Source organism: Nonomuraea sp. NPDC005650 (assembly GCF_040605375.1).
Lineage (GTDB): Bacteria > Actinomycetota > Actinomycetes > Streptosporangiales > Streptosporangiaceae > Nonomuraea.
Map to the genome: position 1 here is coordinate 247,402 of NZ_JBEXCR010000006.1, position 22,578 is coordinate 269,979.

Below are 22,578 nucleotides of genomic sequence, written 5' to 3' on the forward strand. Positions count from 1 at the left end.
GATGATGGAACCACCGCCGATCAGCGACGAATTGCGCGCGGCGGCCCGCGCCAATCCCGGCCAGTGGCTCTATGTCGTCGACGAGTACTTCGACCCCGACGATGAGGTGCCGCCGTTCGGCGTGGCCGGCGCCTGGCAGGTGGACGAACACGGTCAGATAGGAGAGTTCCTCCCGAATCCGAACTACCTTCCTTCGCCTCTCAGCCTCGGCTACCCCGAACCGACCGACGAACTGGACGCCGCGATCCAGCTCGGCTCCGCCGGCTACCTCGACGACGCCAGGATCGCGCCCCTCTTCATGGACGCCGACGTGCTGACCGGCATCGGGGACGACGACCGCGTCCCGCTGTTCGGCGACCATGACGACCTGGCCGCGCGCGCGTACACGGCCCGGGATCACCTTCCGGCGACGCTCCCGGAAGGCGTACGGGAGTGGCGCGGCATCCGCGGCCGCGAGCTGATCGCCCTGCTCCCCCCGGGGGCCGGCGTCGCGATCAACCCCGGGACGTTCGGCGTCCGCCTTCCCCGCGCCGATTTCGACCGGCTCCGCCCCTGATCAACCGCCCGCGACGGGCCACAGCATGCGTTCGACGGCCTCCGACGCCCGCTCGGACACGAGCTCGGCGCCCCTGTGGTTGCCGGACATGCTCCGGACCTGCTCCGACACCGTGCCGTACCCGTCGGCGATGCCGTGCCCCTTTGCGAACAGCCGCTCGACGAGGTCGCGGTAGATCGCCCCCGCCTGCCCCCCGAACTCGCCGCTCCCCCAGGGGTCCCCCACGGCGGACAGGTCGGCCTGCAGGGCGGTCACCTGGTCACGCATGGTGCCGGACAACCGGCGGAGCTCCGACACCGCCGTGGCGAGATCGCTGTACGAGACGTCTACCTCGCGCATGGCGACACCTCCCGGACCCAGGGGACTTGATCAAGTCTGGGCCCTCGTGGTGGACGCCGGCTTTCCTTCATCGAAACTTTGGTCGTCGTACAGGACACGTGCGTCCGTTGGACCTGTCGGGAATCGTGGTTGACGTCCCGGGGTCAGGGCCAGGTCCTCGCCTCCGCCTCGAACCGGTCGCTCTCGGCGGGCAGCACGCACAGCAGGTGCCCGCCGGGCGCCCGCAGGATGCGGCACTCCTGCCAGCGCGACACCTCCGTGGCCCCGAGCGCCAGCAGCCGCCGGGTCTCGGCCTCGACGTCGTCGGTCTCGATGTCGAGGTGGAACCTCGGCGCGTCGTCCACCGCCTGGACCGCCACATCGAGGCCGGGAACGGCTCCGTGCAACGAGGTGAACTGCTCGTATCCGGGGAGCGGGCGCGCGCCGGCCCCGAGCGCCGCCGCCCAGAACTCCGCCGCCTGCCCGGCCTCGGACGCGGGGGTGTCGATCAGGAGGGCATAGACCCGGCTGCGATGCATACCGATCACCCTAACGGCCGGCCCCGGACAAGGTCAGTGATCGTCCGCGTCGATCTCGGCGAGGGTGCGGCGGGCCACCGCGAAGGCGGCGTTGGCGGCCGGGACCCCACAGTAGACGGCCGTCTGGAGCAGCACCTCCTTGATCTCCTCCCGCGTGAGCCCGTTCCGTAATGCCGCGCGGACGTGCATGGCCAGCTCCTCCAGCTGTCCCCTGGCCACGAGGGCGGTGAGCGTGACGCAGCTGCGGGTGCGGCGGTCCAGGCCGGGCCGGTTCCAGATCTCGTTCCAGGCGTAACGGGTGATGAGCTCCTGGAAGTCGCGGGTGAAGTCGGTGGTGGCGGCGACCGCCCGATCGACGTGCGCGTCCCCGAGCACCTCCCGCCGGGTGCGCATGCCCGCCGCAAAGGCGGCCTCGGCAGGCGAAACCGAGGCCGCGGCGGGCTCCCCAGCGGCGGGCCCAGCGGTGGGCAGGGTGTGGTGGTCGCCGTTCAGGTGACTCGCGATGGCGGCGGTGATCGCGTCCGGGCGCTCCACGTTGGCCAGGTGGGAGGCCCTGGGCACCACGGTCAGCGACGCTCCCGGGATGTCGCCGGCCAGCGTGAGCGCCTGGTCGAGCGGCGTGGCCGGGTCCTCGGCCCCGGCGATCACCAGCGTGGGGGCGGTGATCTCCCCCAGGCGGCGGGTCAGGTCGAAGGCGGCGATGGCCTCGCAGCAGGCCGCGTACGACTTGGCGTCCACCTCCATGAGCTGGTCGAACACCCACTGGCCGTCGAAGCCGGGGGTGAACCAGCGGGTCTTCAGCGTCGGGACGAGCGCCGCCATGCCCTTGCCGCGCACCAGCGCCGCCCGTCCCAGCCACGGCCCCGGCTCGCCGAACTTGGCCGACGTGCAGCACAGCACCAGCTTGCGCACCCGCTGCCGGGCGGCCCCGTCGGCGAGCATGGCGGCGATGGTGGTGGCGATCGCGCCGCCGAGCGAGACGCCGCCGACCGCGAACCGCTCGTCCTCGACGAGGTCCAGCACGGCCCGCGCCAGGTCGTCGATCGTGAACCCGGCCGCGGCCGGCGCCGAACCGCCGTGGCCCGGCAGGTCGTACCTGAGGACCCGCCAGGACTCGGTGAGAGCGGGAAGCTGGGGCTGCCAGATCTCCATCGTGGTGCCGAGCGAGGGCCCGAGTACCAGCAGCGGCGCGTCGGCCGGGCCGTCGATGCGGTGGTGGAGTTTCACGGTTGCTCCCGGTAGGTGGCGAGAATACGGTCGACGAGCTCGGGGGCCGCCCCCAGGTAAGCCTCCGGATCGAGCAGCCGGCCCTCGACGTCGCGCAGCGGGCCTTCCGCGGACAGCGCCCGTTCGAGCGTCTGCCGGTCGAGGTGGGCGGCCAGGCGCTCGGCGAGCAGCCGGCCGCCGGTCAGCTCGGCGTTGGCCCGCATCCGCTCGGGGAACACCCGCAGCCCGGCCACCAGCTCGGCGGCGGTCTCGGCGGCGCCGCCCGTCAGGCGCAGCGCCTCGCGCAGGGGCAGCCACTCGGCCTGCCAGGCCCCCGCGGCCCGCTCGTGCTCGCCGACCTGCCCGAGGACCTGCGTGTACGCGGGCACCTGGAGCGCGGCCGACCGGACCAGGACGGACAGGGCGGGGTTGCGTTTCTGCGGCATGGCCGACGAGGAGCCGGCCGACGACTCGGCCACCTCCCCCACCTCGGTCTGCGCCATGAGGATGATGTCGGTGGCCGGTTTGCCGAGCGCGCGGGCCGTGGCGGTGAGCGCCGCGCCCAGCTCGGTGACGGCGGAGCGCTCCGCGTGCCACGGCATCGGGGGCGCCGCCAGCCCGATCTCCTCGGCGAACACCTCGGCCAGCAGCAGGGCCTTGCCCGGATCGCCCGGCGCCTCGGCGAAGGCGGCCAGGGTGCCGGCCGCGCCGCCCAGCTGGGCCGGCAGGCGCAGCTCCCGGAGCCGGGCGCGGGCGCGCATGAGACCGGCCAGCCAGCCCGCCGCCTTCAGCCCGAACGTGGTCGGCACCGCCTGCTGCCCGAGCGTCCGCGCGGCCATCACCGTGTCCCGGTGCCGCTCGGCCAGCCCGCCGAGATCCCGCATGATCGCGCTCAGATCGCCCACGATGCCGCGGATCGCCCGCGTGGCCACGAGCATGGCGGCGCTGTCGAGGATGTCCTGGCTGGTCGCTCCCCTGTGCACGGACGACGCCGCGCCCGGCACGGCCCGCCGCAGGTCGGACACCAGGGGCACGACCGGGTTGGCCGACTGGCGGGCCCGCCTGGCCAGGTCGGCCGGGTCGAGCACGAGCGCGGCGGCCGTCCTGTCGATGGCCGCGGCCGCCTCCGACGGGATGAGCTCCAGCCGCGCCTGGGCGCGGGCCAGCGCCGCCTCGGCCTCCAGCATGGCCCGCAGCCAGGCCGCGTCCGAGGTGATCGCCTCCGCCCGGGTCCCCGCCCAGACCGGGGCGAGCAGGCCGCCGTCAGAGCCCATCGCGGTCGCCTCCTTCATCCGGCTCCTCGTTCAGGCCATCATTCACGGCAGGCCCACGTAGTTCTCGGCCAGGGTCGTCGCGGCCGCCTCCGACGAGGTCACGTAGTCGAGGTACGACAGCTGCAGCCGCCGCCCGTACGGGTCCTCGTCCTCGAACGTGTGCAGCAGCGTCGTCATCCACCACGAGAAGTGCTGCGCCCGCCACACCCGCTTCAGGCACGCGTCGGAGTAGCCGTCGAGCAGCCCGGTCGAGCCGTCCGCGAAGTACGCCGCCAGCGCCTCGGTCAGCACGCGGACGTCGGCCACGGCCAGGTTGAGCCCCTTGGCGCCGGTCGGCGGCACGATGTGGGCGGCGTCGCCGGCGAGGTAGAGCCGGCCGTACTGCATGGGCTCGGCCACGAACGCCCGCATCGGCGTGACGCCCTTCTCCGTGATCTCGCCGGTCGTCAGCGTGAAGCCGGGCACGCTCTCCAGCCGGGCCCGCAGCTCGGCCCAGATCCGCTCGTCCGGCCACTCTTCCACCCGCGCGTCGGCCGGGACCTGCAGGTAGAAGCGGCTGACGGTGGGCGAGCGCATGCTGTGCAGGGCGAAGCCGCGCTCGGTCCTGGTGTAGATCAGCTCTTCCGACGAGGGCGCCACCCTGGCCAGGATGCCCAGCCAGGCGAAGGGATAGTCCCGCTCGTAAACGCTCAGAACGCCCTCGGGGACGGCCGGCCTGGACACCCCGTGGAAGCCGTCGCACCCGGCGATCACGTCGCAGTCGAGCCGCTCGCCGCCGAAGGTCAGGTACGGGTCCGACTCCAGGGAGTGCACGGCCACGTCCTCGACCTCGAACCGGAGGTCGCCGCCGGCCGCCAGCCGGGCCGCGATCAGGTCCTTGACCACCTCCTGCTGCCCGTACACGGTGATGGACCGGCCCGGCACGAGCTTCTCGAACGCGATGCGGTGGCCCGCGCCCCCGTACCTGAGCTCGATGCCGTGGTGCGGCAGCCCCTCGCGCAGCAGGCGCTCGCCGACGCCCGCCTCGACCAGCGTGTCCACCGTGCCCTGCTCCAGCACCCCGGCCCGCACCCGCCGCTCGACGTAGTCGCGGCTGCGCTTCTCCAGCACCACCGAGGAGATGCCGCGCAGGTGGAGCAAGTGGGACAGGAGCAGTCCCGCGGGGCCCGCCCCGATGATCCCGACCTGAGTTCGCATGAGGGAAGCATGCCGCCTTGACCGTTATTGGCCGAGATCCTCCTTCCACTCAGTGGAAGAATGGCTCCATGGCAGGCGGAGCCCGGGAGCGCGGGCGCTCGGTGACGTCCAAGGTGCTGGCCGTCCTGGGCGCGTTCGACTCCGCGCATCCGCAGCTCACGCTGACCGACGTGGCCCGGCGCAGCGGGCTGCCGCTGAGCACGGCGCACCGGCTGGTCGCGGAGCTGGAGGAGTGGCAGGCGCTGAGCCGCGCGCCCGACGGGCGGCTGCGGGTCGGGCTGCGGCTGTGGGAGCTGGGCCAGCTCGCGCCCGGGCGGCTGCACGACCTGGCCCATCCGTGGCTGCAGGAGCTGTTCGCGAGCACGCGCGAGAACGTGCACCTGGCCGTGCGCGACGGGCTCGAGGTGCTGTACGTCGACAAGGTGTACGGCCGGCGGGCGGTGCCGATCGTGTCCAGGACCGGCGGCCGGCTGCCGATGCACCCGACGGGCGTGGGCAAGGCGCTGCTGGCGTTCGAGCCTGACTGGTTCGTGAAGTCCTACCTCGCGCGCAAACTGGAGCGGCCCACCCCGCACACGATCACCGAGCCGGGCCGGCTGGCCAGGGAGCTGGCCGTCGTGCGGGCCCAGGGGTACGCGCTGACGTACGAGGAGATGACGCTGGGCACCTGCTCGGCGGCGGCGCCGATCCTGGTGGACGGGCGGCCCGTGGCGGCCGTGGGCATCGTGCTGTCCTCGCGGCGCGCCCGCGAGCTGCCGGGCCTGATCGAGCCGCTGCTGAGCACCGCGGCGGCGATCGCTAAGGCGAGTCCCCCAGCCGCTGGATCCGGTCCTTGAACAGGGTCGTGGCGATGGCGGCCTTGTGCGGCTGCCCCCTCAGGAACGCCTGGGCGAAGTTCTTCGCCTGCTCGTAGGTGACCTTGGCCGGCATGGGCGGCTCGTTCGGGTTCACGTCCACGTCCACGAGGGCCGGGCCGTCGTGCGCGAGCGCCTGCCCGATCGCCATGGCGACGTCCTCCGACTTGGTGACCTTGGCCCCGAACCCGCCACACGACCTGGCCCAGGCCGAGAAGTCGGCCTCCGGCTCGGGGTAGCGCACGCCGTGCTCCGGGTAGCCGAGCACCATCTGCTCCCAGAGGATCTGGCCGAGCGAGTTGTTGTTGTTGATGATCACCTTGACCGGCAGCCGCTGCTGGACCGCCGTGAGGAACTCGCCCATCAACATCGTGAAGCCGCCGTCCCCGACGTACGCGATGACCTGCCGGCCCGGGTAGGCGTGCTGCATGGCGATGGCGTACGGCAGCCCCGGCGCCATCGAGGCCAGCGTCCCGGACAGGTAGAACTCGCGCTCGCCGCGGATCGTCCAGTGCCGGGCGGCCCAGGTGGCGATGGTGCCGCTGTCGCAGGTCAGGATGGCGTCGTCGGTGGCGAGCTCGTCCACGATGGACACGACGTACTGCGGCGCGATGGGATCGCGGTCCGGGTTCTCCAGGGCGTCCATCTCGGCCCGCCACTTGCCCATCATTTCCTGATATTTCGTGAGATGGGCGCTTCGGTCCCGGGAGCCCAGCAGCGGCAGCAGCGCGCTCAGCCCCTCCTTCGCGTCGCAGATCACGGGCACGTCGGTCGCGATCCGCGCCCCCGCCCTGGTCGGATCCGCCTCGAACTGCACCACGCGCGCCCGCTCCGGCAGGAACCTGGAGTAGGGGAAGTTCGTGCCGACCATGAAGAGCACGTCGGCCTCGTCCATCAGCTCCTCGCTCGGCCGGGTGCCGAGCAGCCCGATCCCGCCGGTCGTGTACGGCGAGTCGTCCGGGACGACCGCCTTGCCGGGCAGCGTCTTGACCACGGGGGCGCCCAGCGCCTCGGCCACGGCCAGCACCTCCTGCCGGGCGTGCAGCGCGCCCTGGCCGACGAGCATGGCGGGGCGTTCGGAGTTGTTGAGCACCTCGGCCGCCCATTCGACGTCCTCCTGGCGCGGCAGGCCGGACGGCCGCAGGTAGACGGGCGCGGTCTCCGGCAGCCGCGCCGGGGCCACGCTCGGGTACGGGGCCGCCCCCGCCTCGGCCACCTGGAGGTCGTTGGGCAGCGTGAGATGGGCGACCCCGCGCCGCGCGTAGGCGGTCCTGATCGCCAGGTCCACCAGGGAGGGCAGCTGCGCCGGGTTGGTGATCATCATGTTGTACTCGGCCACGTCCGCGAACAGCCGGTCGAGGTGCACCTCCTGCTGGTAGCCGGTGCCCAGCACGGACGTCTCCTGCATCCCCGTGATCGCCAGCACGGGCACGTGGTCCAGCTTGGCGTCGTAGAGGCCGTTGAGCAGGTGGATGCCGCCGGGCCCCGAGGTGGCCAGGCACACGCCGATCCGCCCGGTGGCCTTGGCATAGCCGGTGGCCATGAACGCGGCCGCCTCCTCGTGGTGGACGAGGACGAAGCGCACCCGGTCGCGGTGGCGCCGCAGCCCCTCCATGATGCCGTTGATGCCGTCGCCCGGCATGCCGAAGACGGTGTCGACACCCCACTCGGCGAGCCGCTCGACCAGGGATTCCGCTGCGATTCGAGCCATGGGGCCGCACTACCCTGCTCCGCCGCCCTCAGACGCTTTTACCAGATTCGTTGTCAATTGCGGGCATTCGCGGGTAGAGGGGCGGCATGCGCATTCTGGTCACTGGAGCCACGGGCACGCTGGGCGGGGCCCTGGTGCCCGCGCTGCTCAGGTCGGGCCACCGGGTGCGGGCGCTGAGCCGTACCAAGCGCGAGAGCCACGGGAACGTCGAGTGGATGTGGGGCGACCTCGTCTCCGGGCACGGCCTCGCGGAGGCCGTGCGCGACATCGACGTCGTCGCGCACCTCGCCACCGGCGGCCGCAAGGGGCGCGGCTCCGTGGATGTGACCGGGACGCGCAAGCTGGTCGCCGCCGCCCGCCAGGCGGGCTACCCGCACCTGCTGTACGTCTCGTGCGTCGGGTCCGACAGCGCGGCCAGCGGCCACCTCCGGCACAAGCTGGAGGCAGAACGGCTGGTCTCGGAGAGCGAGCTGGGCTGGACGATCCTCCGCGTCACCCACTTCCACCAGGCTCTCGACCGGCGGCTGAGCGACTTCGAGTCGCTTCCCGTGCTGGCCGTGGACCGCTCGATGCCCTGGCAGCCGGTCCACACGGGCGAGGTGGCGGCCCGCCTCAACGAGCTGATCTCCGCGGGCCCCGCGATGGACGAGCTCGAGTACGGCGGCCCCCAGGTGCTCGACACTGAGGACCTGGTCAGAACCTGGCTGGAGGCCAGGAACCTGCACCGCCCCTGCCTGCCCGTACGCTTCCCCGGCAGCCTGTACGCGGCCCAGCGCGCCGGCGAGCTGCTGACCGACGCCGAGCCCAAGGGCCGGATCACCTGGCGCGACTACCTCTTCCCGCCGCTGCCTGAGCCTTCCGACGACTTCGCCTCGGAGCACACCGCCTCGCCCACCAGCCCGGCCAACCAGCCGGAGCACGACCCCGACCTGCACGTCTACGGGGGCGACGAGGGCTACGAGCGCCCCACCCGCGGCTGACCCCTTTTACGCAGTCGTTACACAGCTCCCCCTTGATGGGCATTCGACTACCTATGTACGGTCCTTTCATTGCCACTTAACAACTTGTTCAGTGCAGCCAATCGAGAGGTTCGATGACGGAGTCGGAGAACGCCCGCTTGGGTGCGCGAATCCGCGCCTACCGCAACATGCGCCGCATGACCGTGCGCGCACTCGCGGCGGAGGCCAGGGCGAGCGCGAGCTTCATCAGCCAGCTGGAGCGCGGGCAGACCAGCTCCAGCATCGGGATGCTCAGGCGGATAGCCTCGGCTCTCGGGCTCACGGTCGCGGATCTGTTCAACGAGGAGGACGAGGTCGGCCACCGGGTGGTGCGCCGCGACGGGCGTCCGGAGCTCCACACGGCTCCCGGCACGCGCAAGTTCCTGATCTCCCAGCGTCCGCTCCAGAACGTGGAGGTGTACGCCGGGGAATTCGATCCGGGCTCGTCCACCGGGGACGAACCGTACACCCACGGCGACTCCCAGGAGATCTTCCTGGTCATCCGCGGGCGGATCACTCTCTGGCTCGGACCCAACGGCTCGGCCGCCGCACACGTGCTGGAGCCCGGGGACAGCGTGGAGTACCGCACGTCGGTCCCCCACCGGATCGTCAACGAGAGTGACGAGACCGCCGAGGTCCTCTGGGTGGTCGCCCCACCTACTACATCCTCCTGAACCCCAGCTATACCTGCCCTAGGGGGTAACCCATGCCGAAGCACCCAACGCGACTGGCCGCCATGGCCGGTGCCGCGGCTTCGCTCCTGCTCGCGACCGCCTGCGGAGCCGGCTCTGCGGCGCCCGCCTCGATCGACCTCGGGTCGGGACCCGCCACGTCGGGCACGATCAAGAAGGACGCGCTCAGCGGCCTCAACATGACCTTCGTCTCCTACGGCGGCGTCTACCAGGAGGGCCAGCAGAAGGCGGCGGTGGACCCGTTCGCCCAGGAGTCGGGCGCCAAGATCCTCCAGGACGGCCCGACCGACTACGCCAAGATCAAGGCGCAGGTCGACTCCTCCAACGTCACCTGGGACGTGATCGACTCCGACTCCATCTGGGCCGAGGCCCACTGCGGCAAGCTGCTCCAGCCGCTGGACTACTCGATCATCGACAAGTCCAAGGTCCCCGAGGGCCTGTCCGGCCAGTGCACCGTCCCGGCGATGCAGTACGGCATGGTGCTCGTCTACAACAAGGACAAGTTCGGCGCCAACCCGCCCAAGGGCTGGAAGGACTTCTTCGACACGACGAAGTTCCCCGGCAAGCGCGCCATCTCCGGCAACCCCGGCGACTCGGCACCAGGACCGTTCGAGGGCGCGCTGGTCGCCGACGGCGTGGCGCCCGACCAGCTCTACCCGCTGGACGTCGACCGGGCGACCAAGAAGCTGCAGTCGGTCCGCTCCAACCTGGTCTTCTGGAAGACCGGCGCGGAGGCCCAGCAACTGCTGGAGTCCGGCGAGGTGGACATGGGGATGGTCTGGAGCGGCCGGGCCTACGCCGCCGTCAAGAACGGCGCGCCGTTCCAGGTCGCTTGGGACCAGTGGATGCCGATCATGGACTCGCTGGCCGTGCCGAAGAACGCCAGGAACCCCAAGGCGTCGATGGCGCTGATCAACTACTACCTGGGCGCTCAGCAGCAGGGCAAGCTGACGGAGCTGACCTCGTACTCGCCGATCAACACCGACGCCAAGCCGAACCTCGACCAGACCGGCCAGGCGTTCCTGACCACCGCTCCGGGTGTGCCGGAGAAGGCACTCAAGATCGACTCCAAGTGGTGGGCCGAACACCAGCCGGAGATGATCGAGAAGTGGTCGGCCTGGCTCGGCGGCTGATCGCGCATGGCCTCCACCCTGCAGGCGGTCGCCCCGCCCGCCGCCGCCAGACAGCCGGCGGACCCTGAGCGCCGCCCGGCGCTCCTGGTCCTGCCGGCGCTGGTGGCGCTCGCCGTCTTCTTCCTGTATCCGCTGATCTCGATGGTGATCAGCGCGTTCACCGACCCGGCACCCGGTCTGGGCAACTTCACCTGGTTCTTCAGCGAGTCCCAGAACCTGCGGGTGCTCGGCCGCACGTTCACCACCGCCCTGTGGGTGACGGTGGTCGCGCTGATCCTGTCGTACCCGTACGCGTACGCCATGACGATCGCCGGCCCGCGGGCCAGGGCCGTGCTGACGCTGCTGGTGCTGGTGCCGTTCTGGACCAGCCTGATGGTGCGGACCTTCGCGTGGGTGATCCTGCTGCAGGACACCGGCGTGGTGAACGACCTGCTCGGGACCATCGGGCTGGGCCCGTTCAGCCTGATCCGCACCCAGACGGGCGTCGTGATCGGGATGGTGCAGCTGCTGATGCCGTTCATGGTGCTGCCGCTCTACGCGGTCATGAGCGGGATCGACCGGCGGCTGCTCACCGCGGCGGGCAGCATGGGAGCGCGCCCCGCCAAGGCGTTCCTCGACGTCTACGTACCGCTGTCGCTGCCCGGGGTGTCGGCGGGGTGCCTGACCGTGTTCATCAGCGCGCTCGGGTTCTACGTCACCCCCGCGCTGCTCGGCTCCCCCACCGACGCGCTGCTGTCGCAGCAGATCTTCACGCAGGTCAACGGCCTGCTGAAGTGGGGCCGCGGCGGCGCCATGGGCGTGGTCCTGCTCGGGCTCACGCTGGCCATGATCGCGCTGCTGGCGGTCACGCTGCGCCGCGCCGGGAAGAAGGTGACCGGATGAGCGCGCGTGCGGGCCGCGGGGTGCTGTGGGCGTTCTGCGCCCTGGTCGGCGTGTGGCTGGTGGCCCCCGCGCTGATCGTGGTGCCGCTCAGCTTCACCTCGAAGGCGTCGCTCAAGTTCCCGCCGGACGGCTGGTCCACCCGCTGGTACGAGCACTTCTTCGGCGACCCGGCCTGGATGTCGGCCCTGTGGACCTCGCTCGAGGTGGGCCTGCTGGTCACCGTCGTCGCCACCGTGCTCGGCACGGCGGCGGCGCTCGGCCTGACCCGGGCCAGGATGCGCGGGCTCGCGCTGGTCCAGGGGTCGATGCTGGCCCCGATGATCGTGCCCGGGGTCGTGCTGGCCATCGGCGTCTACGCCGTGTTCCTGAAACTGCAGCTCGTCGGGACGCTCGTGGGCTTCGTCATGGCGCACACCGTGCTGGCGCTGCCGTTCGTGATGATCCCGGTGACGGCGTCGCTGAGCGGGTTCGACCGGCGGCTGGAGAGCGCGGCGGCCAGCCTGGGCGCGGGCCGCTGGACCACGTTCCGCACCGTGACGCTGCCGCTGGTCGCGCCCGGCGTGGCCGCGGGCGCGCTGTTCGCGTTCGTCACCAGCTTCGACGAGGTGGTCGTCTCGCTGTTCATCCAGAGCCCCTACCTGCAGACCCTGCCGGTGAAGATGTACGCGAGCGTCACCCGCGAGACCGACCCGACCATCGCCGCGGCGGCCACGATGATCATCGTGCTGACCACGAGCCTCGTCCTGATCGCCACCTTCTTCGTCGCCAGGAGGTCACGTGCCCACCAGTAACGATCTCGCCGCCCGCGGCGCCGGCATCGAGCTGACCGGACTGACCAAGCGCTATGGCGACTTCGTCGCCGTGGACGATGTCTCGCTGTCGGTCAAGCCGGGCGAGTTCATCACGCTGCTCGGGCCGAGCGGCTCGGGCAAGACGACCACGCTGAACATCATCGCCGGCTTCGACCACCCCACCGCCGGCGAGCTGACCGTGGACGGGACCGCCATCGCCGCGACGCCCGCCCACAAACGGGACATGGGCATGGTCTTCCAGCACTACGCCCTGTTCCCGCACATGACGGTCGCCGAGAACATCGCGTACCCGCTCAAACAGCGCAAGGTGCCCAAGGCGCGCCGCGCCGAGCTGGTCGCGGCCGCGCTGGCCACCGTCCACCTCGGCGAGTACGGCCACCGCTACCCGCGCGAGCTGTCCGGCGGCCAGCAGCAGCGCGTGGCCGTGGCCCGCGCCATCGTCTACAGCCCGCGCGTGCTGCTGATGGACGAGCCCCTGGGCGCGCTGGACAAGAAGCTGCGCGACTGGCTCCAGCTCGAGATCAAGCGCATCCACGGCGAGCTCGGCACCACGTTCGTCTATGTCACGCACGACCAGGACGAGGCGCTGGTGCTGTCGGACCGCGTCGCGGTGTTCAACCGCGGCCGCATCGAGCAGGTGGGGCCCGCCGAGGAGCTGTACGAGCGGCCCGCCACGCTGTTCGTGGCCCGCTTCCTCGGCGAGTCGACGATCCTGCGCGGCGACGTCACGCCCGACGGCATCGGCGTGTGCGCGCGGCTGCTGCGGGCGCCCGGTGAGCTGGCCGAGAAGGCGGGCGCGCTCGTCGTACGCCCGGAGCGGCTGGCCGTACGGGAGGCGGGTTTCTCCCCCGGCTCCGACTGGAACGCGCTGCCGGCCACCGTCACCGGCGAGATTTATCTGGGCTCCAGCAGGAAGCTGGAGCTGAGGCTGCCCGACGGCTCGTCCGCGCTGGTGCGCGAGCAGGCCGGCAACCTCAGCGACGCCCGTGGCGGCGACGAGGTCACGCTGACGTGGCGCGTCGCCGACTCCGTCCTGCTGCCCGACTCGCCCGATGTGGAGGCTGTGCTCACGTGAAAGGCATCCCGCTCACCAAGGATTTCGCCAACGGCGGCGTCTCGTTCTGGTACCGGCACATCGGCCTGCCGGAGCGGCGTCCCGCGCTGCCGGGGCCGCGCTCGTACGACGTGGCCATCGTCGGCGGCGGCTACACCGGCCTGTGGACCGCCTACTACCTGAAGAAGGCCGAGCCGGGGCTGCGGATCGCGATCCTGGAGAAGGAGTTCGCCGGGTTCGGGGCCTCGGGGCGCAACGGCGGGTGGCTGTCGGCGGAGTTCGCCGGGTCGCGCAAGCGGCACGCCAAGGCCCGCGGCCGGCAGGCGATGATCGACCTGCAGCACGCGATGTTCGACGCCGTGGACGAGGTCATCGCGGTGACCCGCGAGGAGGCCATCGACGCCGACATCCACAAGGGCGGCCTCATCCACGTCGCGACGAACCCGGCCCAGCGGCGCCGGCTGCGCGCGGAGCTCGAGGACCTGCGCACCTGGGGGTACGGCGAGGACGACCTGCGGCTCATGGACCGCGACGAGCAGCGCGAGCGCGTGCAGGTGGCGGGCACCCTGGAGGCCACCTACTCACCGCACTGCGCCCGCATCCAGCCCGCCAAGCTGGCCGTCGGCCTGGCCGAGGCGGTCGCCCGGCTCGGGGTGGACATCTTCGAGGACACCACGGTTACGAAGATCATCCCGCGGCGGGACGGCGGCCAGGCGGCGGCGATCACCACGCGCGGGGCGGTCACGGCCGACTACGTCATCCGCGCCACCGAGGGCTTCACCGCCTCGCTGGCCGGGCAGCACCGGCAGTGGCTGCCGATGAACAGCTCCATGATCGTCACCGAGCCGCTCCCTCCCGAGGTGTGGAAGCACATCGGCTGGGAGGGCAACGAGCTGCTCGGGGACGAGGCGCACGCCTACATCTACGCGCAGCGCACCGCCGACGACCGCATCGCGATCGGCGGGCGGGGCGTGCCCTACCGGTACGGCTCGCGTACCGACGTGCGGGGCGCCACGCAGCCGCAGACGGTGGCGCTGCTGTGGCGGATGCTGGTCAAGCTCTTCCCCGCGGCGGCGGACGCGCGGATCCAGCACTCCTGGTGCGGCGTGCTGGGGGTGCCGCGCGACTGGTGCTCGACGGTCCACCTGGACCACGCGACCGGTCTCGGCTGGGCGGGCGGCTATGTCGGCAGCGGCGTCACGACCACCAACCTGGCCGGCCGCACCCTGCGCGACCTGGTGCTGCGCCAGGACACCGAGCTGACGGCCCTGCCCTGGGTGGGCCGCCAGGTGCGCCAGTGGGAGCCCGAGCCGCTGCGGTGGACGGGGGTGCAGCTCATCTACGCGCTGTTCCGCGCCGCCGACCGGCAGGAGAACGACCACGGCACCACCACGTCGCCGTTCGCGCGCATGGCGAACCTGATCTCCGGCCGCTGACCCGCCCCCCGGAGCGTGCTCAGCGCTCCGGGGTCAGCGGTCGGCGCTCCGGGTGTCACGGTCAGGTCAGCGCTCCGGGGGGCCGGCGCCGTGCCAGGGGTCGTATTCGACCTCCAGCGGCTCCTGCGGCGGCCGCTCCTCCTCCGGCACGTGCTGGAGGTTGACCCGGATGCGATACCACACGCTGCTGCGCCCCCGCATGCCGTCGACCAGCACGTCGGCGGGCTCCAGCCGGTCGGCGACCGCCGGGTGGCGGGCCTTCCACCGCTCGAGCCCGGCCAGCGCCTCCTCCTTGTGCTCCGCCCGCGCGATCTCGATGACGGGCATCGTCTGCTGCCTGCGCCCGGTGCCCTTGGGCGGCTTGGGCGCCGGGCCGAGCTCCTCGGCCAGCTCCAGCAGCGAGTCGAGCGAGCCCGGGTGCAGGTCCATGTCCTCCCATGGGTCGCCGGCCTCGGCCAGCCGCTTGGGCACGGTGTCGATCGTGAACGCCTCGGGACGGCAGCCGGGCACCTCGTCCCAGGTCAGCGGCGTCGAGACGCGGGCGTCCTGCACGGCCCGCACGGAGTAGGCGGAGGCCACGGTGCGGTCGTAGGCGTTCTGGTTGAAGTCGACGAACACCCCGTGCCGCTCCTCCTTCCACCACCGGCTGGTGGCCAGCTCGGGCGCGCGCCGCTCGACCTCGCGGGCCACCGTCTCGGCCGCCCTGCGCACCTTCGCGAACGGCCAGCGCCGCTCGATCCGGGCGTAGACATGGAATCCGCGCGAGCCGGACGTCTTGGGCCAGGCGACGAGCCCGTGGTCGGCCAGCACCTCGCGGGCCACCTGCGCGGTGGCCAGCACGTCGGCCCACTCCACGCCCGGCACCGGGTCGAGGTCGATGCGCAGCTCGTCGGGCCTGGACAGGTCGTCGGCGCGCACCGGATGGGGGTTGAGGTCGACGCACCCGAGGTTGACCACCCACAGCAGCTGGGCCAGATCGGTGCAGACCACCTCCTCCGCGCTCAGCCCCGAGCGGTATTTCAGCGCGGCCACCTCGATCCAGTCGGGCCGCTTGGCCGGGGCGCGCTTCTGGAAGAACGCCTCCTGCTCGATGCCGTGCACGAACCGCTTGAGCACCATCGGCCGCCCGTGGACGCCCCGCAACGCCCCCTCTCCCACGGCCTGGTAGAAGCGGATCAGGTCGAGCTTGGTGTGGCCGGACTGCGGGAAGACCACCTTGTCGGGGCTGGTGATGCGGACCTCGCGACCCGCGACCTCGATGTCAGGCATACGGTCACGATACGCGGGGCCACCGACAACGCTCGGACGACAAGGCTCGGACGACAGCGCTCAGGGCACCAACTGGGCGCGGCGGGCGCGGCTGCGCGACTCCAGGTAGGCCAGGCCGAGCCGCCGGTGCGTGTCGACGGCCGCCTGGTTGTGCTGGCGTGCCTCCTCCGTACGCCCGAGCCGGAGCGCGAGCTCGGCCAGCACGTCCCGCACGGAGCCCAGGGCCGCGCTGCCCGTGCCCAGGACGACGATCTGGTCGGCGATCGGCAGCAGCCGTTCGTACATCCGCGCGGGGTCGGGGGTGCCGAGCTGAGCGGCCACGAGGCCCCAGACCGGGAAGAAGAAGTCCGCCGACCAGTCCTCGCGCAGCTCCACGCCCCACCGTTCGACGAGCTGCCGCGCCTGTCCGGTGCGGCCCACGTCCAGGCAGGCCAGGACGGCGAGCGGGCGCACCATGCTCATGAGCGGACGGTCGCCGGCGGCCACCAGCTCGTCCACCAGCTCCGCCACCCGGCCCTCGCCGCGCCGGCACGTGTAGCGGACGCCGAGGCGGCGGGCCTCCTGGCCCCACAGGCTCGCCCCGAAGGAGATCGCGGGGAAGTCTTCGGCCAGCGCCTCCGCCTCCGCCCACCGGCCGTGCAGGGCGTGGTCGGCGGTCTGCGCGACGCGGACCATGGCCTCCAGCTCGGGCCGGGCCACCTCGTGCAGCAGCTGCTCGCAGCGGGCCAGGTCCCTGCGCCACTCGTCCAGCTCGCCCGCGCGCAGCAGGCACGCCATGCGCAGCACCCGCGCCACCAGCCTGGCCTCCCTGGGCAGGCCGGGGATGGCCAGCATCTCCTCGGCCGCGGCCAGCCGCTCGGGGTTGCGGCCGGGTACGAAGCTCGCGATCAGATAGTTGTTGAGCGCCCTGGCCAGCACCTTGGGATCGCCCATGCGGCGGGCCAGGCCGACCGCGTCGAGCGCCAGCCGCTCGCCCTCGGCGCGCCGGGGGCCGTAGTGCAGCTCGATGCCGAGCGTGCCCAGGAGCGCAGCCCTGGAGCGGTCGTCGAGGTCGCCCGCGAGGAGGTCCTCCAGGATGGCGACCATGTCCTCGTCCACGACGCCGTACGGGCGCCAGTTCCACACCGACAGGCCGCCGAAGACCGAGACCGCCGCCACCAGCGCGTCCCGGTCGCCGAGCCGCTGGGCCTGGGCGACGGCCTCGGTCAGGTCGCGGTAGGCGCCCTCGGCGTCGCCCGTGGTGCGGCGGGCCTGGCCCAGCTCGGTCAGCACGCGGCAGCGCTCGGGCGAGTCGCCGGACGGCAGGTGGTCGAGCGCCAGCTCCCACAGCTGCACGGCCTCCTGGTAGCCGTGCCGTTCCGCGGCCTGCCCGGCGGCCCGGGTGGCGTACGTGACGGCCTTGGCCGCGCCGCCCAGCCTCGCCGCGGCGGCGAAGTGGCCCGCCAGGATCACCGGGTCGGCGCCGGGCAGGGCCTCCAGGTGCCCGGCGACGCGCAGGTGCAGGCGGGCGCGGTCGAGCCGGGTCAGGCCCTGGTCGAGCGCCTGCCGTACGAGGGCGTGGGAGAAGCGGTAGTCGGCGGCCCCGGCCGGCAGCTCGGCCAGCAGCCCGGCGGCCAGCGCGGGCTCCAGGTCCGACATGACCTCCTCGACGGGGCGGTCCACGAGGGCCGTCAGTAGGTCCGGCGCCACTTCCCGGCCCGCGACCGCGGCGGCTCTGAGCAGCTCCTGGGTGGGCTCGGGGAGGCGGGCCAGGCGGCGTTCGATGACGTCGCGGGCGCCGGGCGGGACGAGGTGGCGCTCGGGTTCGGGCAGTCGGAGCAGCTCGGTCAGGTAGAACGGGTTGCCGCCCGAGCGGTCGAGCAGCTCCTGCGGGTCGGCCGCGAGGTCGCGCAGGCGCAGGTAGTCACGCACGCCCGAGGCGTCGAACGGCGCCAGCGGCAGCCGGCGGCCCTCCCTGGCCAGCGTGCCCAGGGTCTCGCGCAGCTGCTCGGGGTGGTCGCCGGGCTCGGGCCTGAGCGTGACCACGACCAGCGCGGAGGTCCTGGCCAGCTCGCCCGCGACGTGGCCGAGCAGCTTCAGGGAGGAGGCGTCGGCCCAGTGCAGGTCCTCCAGCACCACGAGCAGGGGGCCGGTGCGCAGCTCCGCCAGCACGGCGTCGTACAGGTCGAACAGCTCGGCCTGCGGGGACGGCGGGATCAGGCCCGCGCCGGTCCACGGCCAGAACGCGGGGGCCGTGCCGCCGTCGAGGCAGCGGCCCCACTCCACCCGGAAGCCCCTGGCCGTGGCCAGGTCGGCGACGGCCCTGGCCAGGCTCGTCTTGCCGATGCCCGCCTCGCCGGTGACCAGCGCCAGCCCGCCCTTGCCGCCTCTGGCCCGCGCCAGCAGCTCCTCCAGGACCCGCAGCTCGCCCTCCCTGGCCACGAGCCGGTCGGACCCCGGGCCCGCGGGGACGGGTGCGGGAACGGGGTCGGGCACGGGCGCCGCGTTGAGCTTGGGGGCCGGGTCGAGCTCGGGCGCCTGCTCGAACACCGCCTGCTCCAGCCGTCTCAGCTCGGGCCCCGGCTCGATGCCCAGCTCGCCGGAGAGCAGGGCGCGTACCTTGCGCAGCGCGGCGAGCGCGTCGGCCTGGCGGCCCGCCCGGTACAGCCCGAGCACCAGCAGCCCCCACGCCCGCTCCCGGTAGGGGTGCGCCTCCGTCAGCGCCTCCAGGTCGGGCACGCTGGCCTCGCCGAGCGCCAGCAGGGCCTCCAGCCGGTCCTCCTCGGCCGCCAGCCGCAGCTCCTCCAGCCGCGCGGACGCCGCCGGCGCCAGATCGGGGAACTCCGCCAGCGGCTCCCCCCGCCACAGCTCGAGCGCCCGGTCGAGCACCCGCGCACCCTCCGCGTGGCGCCCCTGCCTGACCAGGCGCGCCCCGTCGGCGGCCCACGCGGCGAAGCGGCCCACGTCCGTCTGGCCGGGCGTGACGTCCAGCACGTAGCCGGGCTCGCGGGTGAGCAGCACCCGGGGCGGCGTGCGCGGCTTGCGGTCCGGCTCCAGCACCCGCCGCAGATGCGAGACGTACGCCTGCAGCGTCGCCGTGGCCTTGGCCGGCGCCTCCCCCGCCCACAGCTCCTCGATCAGCCGGTCGAGCGGCACGACGCGGCCGGGCTCCAGGGCCAGCCTGGCCAGGACCGCCCGCTGCTTGCGGGTGCCGAGGTCGAGCCGGTTGCCGTCGCCGTCGTCCACCTCAAGCGGACCGAACAGTCTGAACTCCACGGACCCCAAGTCAACCCCAACTCCACCTCAAGCGCTAAACCGCATGCTTGATCCATGAACGAACTGAAGAACCTCATGAACGGCCGCGTGCTCCTCCCCGGTGACAGGGGTTTCGACGAGGCGCGCCGGCCCTGGAACGTGGCCGTCGACCAGCGGGTGCGCGCGGTCGTCGACGCGGCCGACGCCGACGACGTGGCGGCCACGGTGGGCTACGCCCGCCTGCACGGGCTGTCGGTGACCGCGCAGCCGAGCGGCCACGGCGCCTCCGGCGACACCGAGGGCACGATCCTGCTGCGGACCCGCGGCCTGGGCGGAGTGGAGATCGTCGACGGGGTGGCGCGCGTCGGCGCGGGCGTCAAGTGGGGCGAGGTGCTGGCGGCGGCGAGCCCGCTCGGGCTGACCGGCCTCGCGGGCAGCTCCCCCGTGGTCAGCGTGACGGGGTACACGCTGGGCGGCGGGCTGAGCTGGTTCGGCAGGAAGTACGGCTTCGCCGCCGACAGCGTGCGGGCCTTCGACGCGGTGGACGCCGGGGGCCGGCGGATCCGGGTGACGGCCGAGCGGGACCCCGAGCTGTTCTGGGCGCTGCGGGGCGGCGGCGGCGACTTCGCGATCGTGACGGCGATGGAGTTCGACCTGCGGCCCGCGCCCTTCCTGTACGGCGGGCGGATCATGTGGCCGATCGAGCGGGCGCCCGAGGTGCTGGCCGCCTACCGCGAGGTCACCGCGGGCGCGCCGGACGAGCTGACGGTCTGGTTCGACCTGCTGCAGATCCCCGGCGGCCCGGGGTTCGTCATGGTCGACTGCACGTACCTGGGCCGGGACCCGGGCACGCTGCTGCGGCCCTTCGAGCTCATCGGCGGTGCGGTCGGCGACAACCGGCGGCTGCTGCCGGTGGCCGAGCTGGGCTCCATCTGCGACGAGCCCACCGATCCCCAGCCCGGCACCAGCCGGTGCGAGCTGCTGACCGGGCTCGACGACCAGGTGGCCGGCGTGCTGCTGGGCGAGCCGATCGACCCGCTGATCAGCGTGCAGATCCGGCACCTCGGCGGCGCGCTGTCCAGGCCGGCCGAGGGCGGGGGCGCCGCGGGGCACCTGGACGAGCCGTACCTGATCTACGCGATCGGGGCGCCCACCGAGGCCACGGACGAGCGCCTCGGGCGGCTGGGCAAGGCGCTGGTGCCGTTCAGCAGCGGGCGCAAGCCGTACACGATGCTGCACGGCGGGGAGCAGGCGGCGGCGGCGTTCCCGCGCGAGACGCTGGCCAGGCTGCGCGACCTCAAGCGGGCCCGCGACCCGCACGGCGTGATCCGCGCCAACTTCCCCGTGCTCGCTTAGACCCCGCCCCCGCTACAGGTCGCTAAAGTCGCCGTGGCGGCCCGCGCCCGCGGCGAAGCGGGCGGCGCCGCCCACGGCGTCGGGCAGCGAGACGAGCCCGTGGCGCAGCTCGTTCCGCATCGCCTCCTCCTCGCTCAGCCCATGCTGTTCCAGCGCCGACAGCCGGTCGCCTCGCAGGCAGGTCTGCGGGAAGCAGGCGATCTCGCGGGCCAGCTCCTCGGCGTGCCGCCGGGCGGTGCCGTCCGGCACGAGCCGGTTGGCCAACCCCCACTCGTACGCCTCCCGCCCCTCGACGGGCCGGCCGGTGAGGATCATGTCCATCGCCCGCGAGGCGCCGATGAGCCGGGGCAGCCGTACGGTGCCGCCGTCGATGAGTGGCACCCCCCACCTCCGGCAGAACACCCCGAAGACCGCCCCCTCCTCGGCCACCCGCAGGTCGCACCAGAGGGCGAGCTCCAGCCCGCCCGCGACGGCGTGCCCGGCCACGGCGGCGATGACCGGCTTGGACAGCCGCAGCCTGGTCGGGCCCATCGGCCCGTCGCCGTCCTCGCCGACGTGGTTGTCGAGCGCTTTGAGGTCGGCGCCCGCGCAGAACGTGCCGCCCTCGCCCCACAGCACCGCCACGGCGGCGTCGGAGCCCTCGAAATCGCGGAACGCGGTCGTCAGAGCGTCGGCTGTCTTGCGGTCGACCGCGTTGCGCGCCTCCGGCCGGCTGATCACCACGGTGGTGACCGACCCCTCGCGCTCCACACGTACGGTCATGCGACCCTCCTCGGGGAAGTCCTCGGGGAACGGGCCGAGCGTACGTCCAACCCAGGCTCCCGGCCAGCCCGATATGACACACAAAGTCCACAATACTTAGAAAATTCAAGGATGGCAGCAATCGCCACTTTCGTCGCTACACTCTTTACCCTTCCCTTGTAACACAGAAGATGAAATATGGGAGATATCTGGGAATGTAGCCTTCGATCACCGTATTCACATACACGACTGCACGCATGCGGACAACGAAGTCAAAATACGCTCGTTGTCCGCATGCCGCCGTTCGGCGCATCGTCGAATAACTCGTGATCTATCTACATTCGCCTCTTATGTACCGTTAACAGGGAAGTCATGCGATATCACCGACGAAACGTTATATTGGCCACCGCGCTGTGCGTGGTGGCCGGCGCCATGGGCGGCGTGGCCGCACATGCCGACAGCGTCGCCCAGTCAAGCACCCGGCTCCTCCGACCAACGCCTCTCCAGCCGACGCCGCCTCCCGACAAGGGCAAAACCGACGAAGGAAGCACGCAGGCCGGCGGGCTGGTCTGCGGACCGCCGTACGTAACCGGCGACCCGGATCTGGGGCCGACGATCTTGCCCACGACCGGCTATCTTGCCGCTCTCTTGCGCGACTACGTGCCGTTGGGCGGCCTGAGCCCGCAGCACTTCCTCTCCCGCTACTGGGATTACGTCACGAACAATTATCGCTTCCCGCCCGATGCCGGCTTCGGCCACTCCGGCAATTATCCCAACGGCAGACTGCTGGCCAAGACGACGTTTCTGCAGATCGGCATGAGACTCGACCGTTTCGGCGGCTACACGGGGGCGTTCCTGTCGCCGCTGGGCGATCAGTTCAGCAAACGCGCGTTGCCGCCGCGCAATCTGAACACCAACCCACAGGATCCCCAGCACCTGTGCAATTACCATGCGTTCCGGGTGCTCAAGTCCTTCCGCGTCGAGGTGGGCCCGATCTCGCCGGCGTTCCAGCAACCGGGCGGCGGCACGCAATACCACGTGCTCAGCAAGTACATTCCCGAAGCTCCGCAGACGAGCGAAGAAGTTCCGGTGAGCTGGCTGCTGATGAACGGATACCTGGAGGAGATCGAGCCGATCCTCCTGCCCACCACGAACTCGGCCACGACACCAACGCCCGCGGTACGTACATAGAGACCCGCAAGCGCCAATTGACCCGACACCGGGAATCGGGACAGGAGGCCCCTGAAGGCCGGGCAGACCTGCTGGGTGCCGGCGCTCACCTTGCTCCGCTGTCGCACACCGGGCGGACGCGGGGC

20 protein-coding genes are annotated in these 22,578 nt (G+C 72.2%); 11 read left to right on the forward strand and 9 right to left on the reverse strand.

Going from position 1 to position 22,578, the window contains the following annotated elements:
* Position 1: 1 nt before the first annotated feature.
* Complete coding sequence (locus tag ABZS69_RS12745; protein ID WP_355370299.1) at positions 2–556, forward strand: type VII secretion system-associated protein; 555 nt, start codon at positions 2–4, stop codon at positions 554–556.
* On the opposite strand, the gene ABZS69_RS12750 is transcribed toward ABZS69_RS12745, so the two are convergent.
* From ABZS69_RS12750 to ABZS69_RS12770, 5 genes are all read right to left on the reverse strand, one after another.
* Positions 557–895, reverse strand: a complete 339-nt coding sequence (locus ABZS69_RS12750) for a hypothetical protein (protein ID WP_355370301.1) — start codon at positions 893–895, stop codon at positions 557–559.
* Positions 896–1,038: 143 nt separating this feature from the next.
* Positions 1,039–1,413, reverse strand: a complete 375-nt coding sequence (locus ABZS69_RS12755) for a VOC family protein (RefSeq protein ID WP_355370304.1) — start codon at positions 1,411–1,413, stop codon at positions 1,039–1,041.
* A gap of 33 nt (positions 1,414–1,446) precedes the next feature.
* Entirely contained in the window at positions 1,447–2,640 is a 1,194-nt protein-coding gene (gene pcaC, locus ABZS69_RS12760) for a 4-carboxymuconolactone decarboxylase (RefSeq protein WP_355370307.1), read from the reverse strand.
* A complete protein-coding gene (locus ABZS69_RS12765; protein ID WP_355370310.1) occupies positions 2,637–3,911 on the reverse strand; it encodes a lyase family protein in 1,275 nt (424 codons plus the stop codon). The genes pcaC and ABZS69_RS12765 overlap by 4 nt, the downstream gene beginning before the upstream one ends.
* Positions 3,912–3,935: 24 nt before the next feature.
* Positions 3,936–5,090, reverse strand: a complete 1,155-nt coding sequence (locus ABZS69_RS12770) for a 4-hydroxybenzoate 3-monooxygenase (protein ID WP_355370312.1) — start codon at positions 5,088–5,090, stop codon at positions 3,936–3,938.
* 68 nt (positions 5,091–5,158) lie between these two features.
* Here ABZS69_RS12770 and ABZS69_RS12775 point away from each other — a divergent pair, with 68 nt between their 5' ends.
* The gene (locus ABZS69_RS12775; protein ID WP_355370315.1) at positions 5,159–5,926 is read left to right on the forward strand and encodes an IclR family transcriptional regulator; all 768 of its coding nucleotides are present in this window, start codon (positions 5,159–5,161) and stop codon (positions 5,924–5,926) included.
* On the opposite strand, the gene ABZS69_RS12780 is transcribed toward ABZS69_RS12775, so the two are convergent.
* Entirely contained in the window at positions 5,889–7,655 is a 1,767-nt protein-coding gene (locus ABZS69_RS12780; RefSeq protein WP_355370317.1) for a thiamine pyrophosphate-dependent enzyme, read from the reverse strand. The two genes, ABZS69_RS12775 and ABZS69_RS12780, sit on opposite strands and share 38 nt — an antisense overlap.
* Before the next feature lie 86 nt (positions 7,656–7,741).
* Between ABZS69_RS12780 and ABZS69_RS12785 the strand changes: the two genes are divergently transcribed.
* From ABZS69_RS12785 to ABZS69_RS12815, 7 genes are all read left to right on the forward strand, one after another.
* On the forward strand, positions 7,742–8,635 hold the full coding sequence (locus ABZS69_RS12785) for an NAD(P)H-binding protein (protein ID WP_355370321.1): 894 nt from the start codon (positions 7,742–7,744) through the stop codon (positions 8,633–8,635).
* 113 nt (positions 8,636–8,748) lie between these two features.
* Entirely contained in the window at positions 8,749–9,327 is a 579-nt protein-coding gene (locus ABZS69_RS12790) for a cupin domain-containing protein (protein ID WP_355370324.1), read from the forward strand.
* Positions 9,328–9,359: 32 nt separating this feature from the next.
* Positions 9,360–10,478, forward strand: a complete 1,119-nt coding sequence (locus tag ABZS69_RS12795; RefSeq protein ID WP_355370327.1) for an ABC transporter substrate-binding protein — start codon at positions 9,360–9,362, stop codon at positions 10,476–10,478.
* A 6-nt stretch (positions 10,479–10,484) separates the two neighbouring features.
* Entirely contained in the window at positions 10,485–11,360 is an 876-nt protein-coding gene (locus ABZS69_RS12800) for an ABC transporter permease (RefSeq protein WP_355370330.1), read from the forward strand.
* Positions 11,357–12,151 (forward strand): ABC transporter permease, encoded by a 795-nt coding sequence (locus ABZS69_RS12805; RefSeq protein ID WP_355370332.1) that lies wholly within the window; start codon positions 11,357–11,359, stop codon positions 12,149–12,151. Before ABZS69_RS12800 ends, ABZS69_RS12805 begins: the two co-directional genes overlap by 4 nt.
* The gene (locus ABZS69_RS12810) at positions 12,138–13,247 is read left to right on the forward strand and encodes an ABC transporter ATP-binding protein (RefSeq protein ID WP_355370335.1); all 1,110 of its coding nucleotides are present in this window, start codon (positions 12,138–12,140) and stop codon (positions 13,245–13,247) included. The genes ABZS69_RS12805 and ABZS69_RS12810 overlap by 14 nt, the downstream gene beginning before the upstream one ends.
* Positions 13,244–14,662 carry an FAD-binding oxidoreductase gene (locus tag ABZS69_RS12815; protein WP_355370338.1) on the forward strand — a complete coding sequence of 473 codons (1,419 nt, stop codon included), beginning with the start codon at positions 13,244–13,246 and terminating at the stop codon, positions 14,660–14,662. Before ABZS69_RS12810 ends, ABZS69_RS12815 begins: the two co-directional genes overlap by 4 nt.
* A gap of 66 nt (positions 14,663–14,728) precedes the next feature.
* Here ABZS69_RS12815 and ligD read toward each other — a convergent pair whose 3' ends face one another.
* Both ligD and ABZS69_RS12825 read right to left on the reverse strand, forming a co-directional pair.
* The gene (gene ligD, locus ABZS69_RS12820) at positions 14,729–15,931 is read right to left on the reverse strand and encodes a non-homologous end-joining DNA ligase (RefSeq protein ID WP_355370341.1); all 1,203 of its coding nucleotides are present in this window, start codon (positions 15,929–15,931) and stop codon (positions 14,729–14,731) included.
* Positions 15,932–15,991: 60 nt separating this feature from the next.
* Positions 15,992–19,186 carry a BTAD domain-containing putative transcriptional regulator gene (locus tag ABZS69_RS12825; RefSeq protein ID WP_355370344.1) on the reverse strand — a complete coding sequence of 1,065 codons (3,195 nt, stop codon included), beginning with the start codon at positions 19,184–19,186 and terminating at the stop codon, positions 15,992–15,994.
* Between the two features lie 54 nt (positions 19,187–19,240).
* Here ABZS69_RS12825 and ABZS69_RS12830 point away from each other — a divergent pair, with 54 nt between their 5' ends.
* The gene (locus ABZS69_RS12830; RefSeq protein ID WP_355370347.1) at positions 19,241–20,521 is read left to right on the forward strand and encodes an FAD-binding oxidoreductase; all 1,281 of its coding nucleotides are present in this window, start codon (positions 19,241–19,243) and stop codon (positions 20,519–20,521) included.
* Positions 20,522–20,533: 12 nt separating this feature from the next.
* Here ABZS69_RS12830 and ABZS69_RS12835 read toward each other — a convergent pair whose 3' ends face one another.
* The gene (locus tag ABZS69_RS12835) at positions 20,534–21,283 is read right to left on the reverse strand and encodes a crotonase/enoyl-CoA hydratase family protein (protein WP_355370349.1); all 750 of its coding nucleotides are present in this window, start codon (positions 21,281–21,283) and stop codon (positions 20,534–20,536) included.
* A gap of 378 nt (positions 21,284–21,661) precedes the next feature.
* Between ABZS69_RS12835 and ABZS69_RS12840 the strand changes: the two genes are divergently transcribed.
* Positions 21,662–22,453 (forward strand): TNT domain-containing protein, encoded by a 792-nt coding sequence (locus ABZS69_RS12840; protein ID WP_355370351.1) that lies wholly within the window; start codon positions 21,662–21,664, stop codon positions 22,451–22,453.
* The last annotated feature ends 125 nt before the right edge of the window (positions 22,454–22,578 follow it).

Excerpts from the sequence above, each read along its gene's own strand:
- ABZS69_RS12745 (WP_355370299.1), top strand. The coding sequence starts at position 2 with ATGATGGAACCACCGCCGATCAGCGACGAATTGCGCGCGGCGGCCCGC.
- ABZS69_RS12750 (WP_355370301.1), bottom strand. The coding sequence starts at position 895 with ATGCGCGAGGTAGACGTCTCGTACAGCGATCTCGCCACGGCGGTGTCG.
- ABZS69_RS12755 (WP_355370304.1), bottom strand. The coding sequence starts at position 1,413 with ATGCATCGCAGCCGGGTCTATGCCCTCCTGATCGACACCCCCGCGTCC.
- ABZS69_RS12765 (WP_355370310.1), bottom strand. The coding sequence starts at position 3,911 with ATGAAGGAGGCGACCGCGATGGGCTCTGACGGCGGCCTGCTCGCCCCG.
- ABZS69_RS12770 (WP_355370312.1), bottom strand. The coding sequence starts at position 5,090 with ATGCGAACTCAGGTCGGGATCATCGGGGCGGGCCCCGCGGGACTGCTC.
- ABZS69_RS12775 (WP_355370315.1), top strand. The coding sequence starts at position 5,159 with ATGGCAGGCGGAGCCCGGGAGCGCGGGCGCTCGGTGACGTCCAAGGTG.
- ABZS69_RS12780 (WP_355370317.1), bottom strand. The coding sequence starts at position 7,655 with ATGGCTCGAATCGCAGCGGAATCCCTGGTCGAGCGGCTCGCCGAGTGG.
- ABZS69_RS12785 (WP_355370321.1), top strand. The coding sequence starts at position 7,742 with ATGCGCATTCTGGTCACTGGAGCCACGGGCACGCTGGGCGGGGCCCTG.
- ABZS69_RS12790 (WP_355370324.1), top strand. The coding sequence starts at position 8,749 with ATGACGGAGTCGGAGAACGCCCGCTTGGGTGCGCGAATCCGCGCCTAC.
- ABZS69_RS12795 (WP_355370327.1), top strand. The coding sequence starts at position 9,360 with ATGCCGAAGCACCCAACGCGACTGGCCGCCATGGCCGGTGCCGCGGCT.
- ABZS69_RS12800 (WP_355370330.1), top strand. The coding sequence starts at position 10,485 with ATGGCCTCCACCCTGCAGGCGGTCGCCCCGCCCGCCGCCGCCAGACAG.
- ABZS69_RS12805 (WP_355370332.1), top strand. The coding sequence starts at position 11,357 with ATGAGCGCGCGTGCGGGCCGCGGGGTGCTGTGGGCGTTCTGCGCCCTG.
- ligD (WP_355370341.1), bottom strand. The coding sequence starts at position 15,931 with ATGCCTGACATCGAGGTCGCGGGTCGCGAGGTCCGCATCACCAGCCCC.
- ABZS69_RS12830 (WP_355370347.1), top strand. The coding sequence starts at position 19,241 with ATGAACGAACTGAAGAACCTCATGAACGGCCGCGTGCTCCTCCCCGGT.
- ABZS69_RS12835 (WP_355370349.1), bottom strand. The coding sequence starts at position 21,283 with ATGACCGTACGTGTGGAGCGCGAGGGGTCGGTCACCACCGTGGTGATC.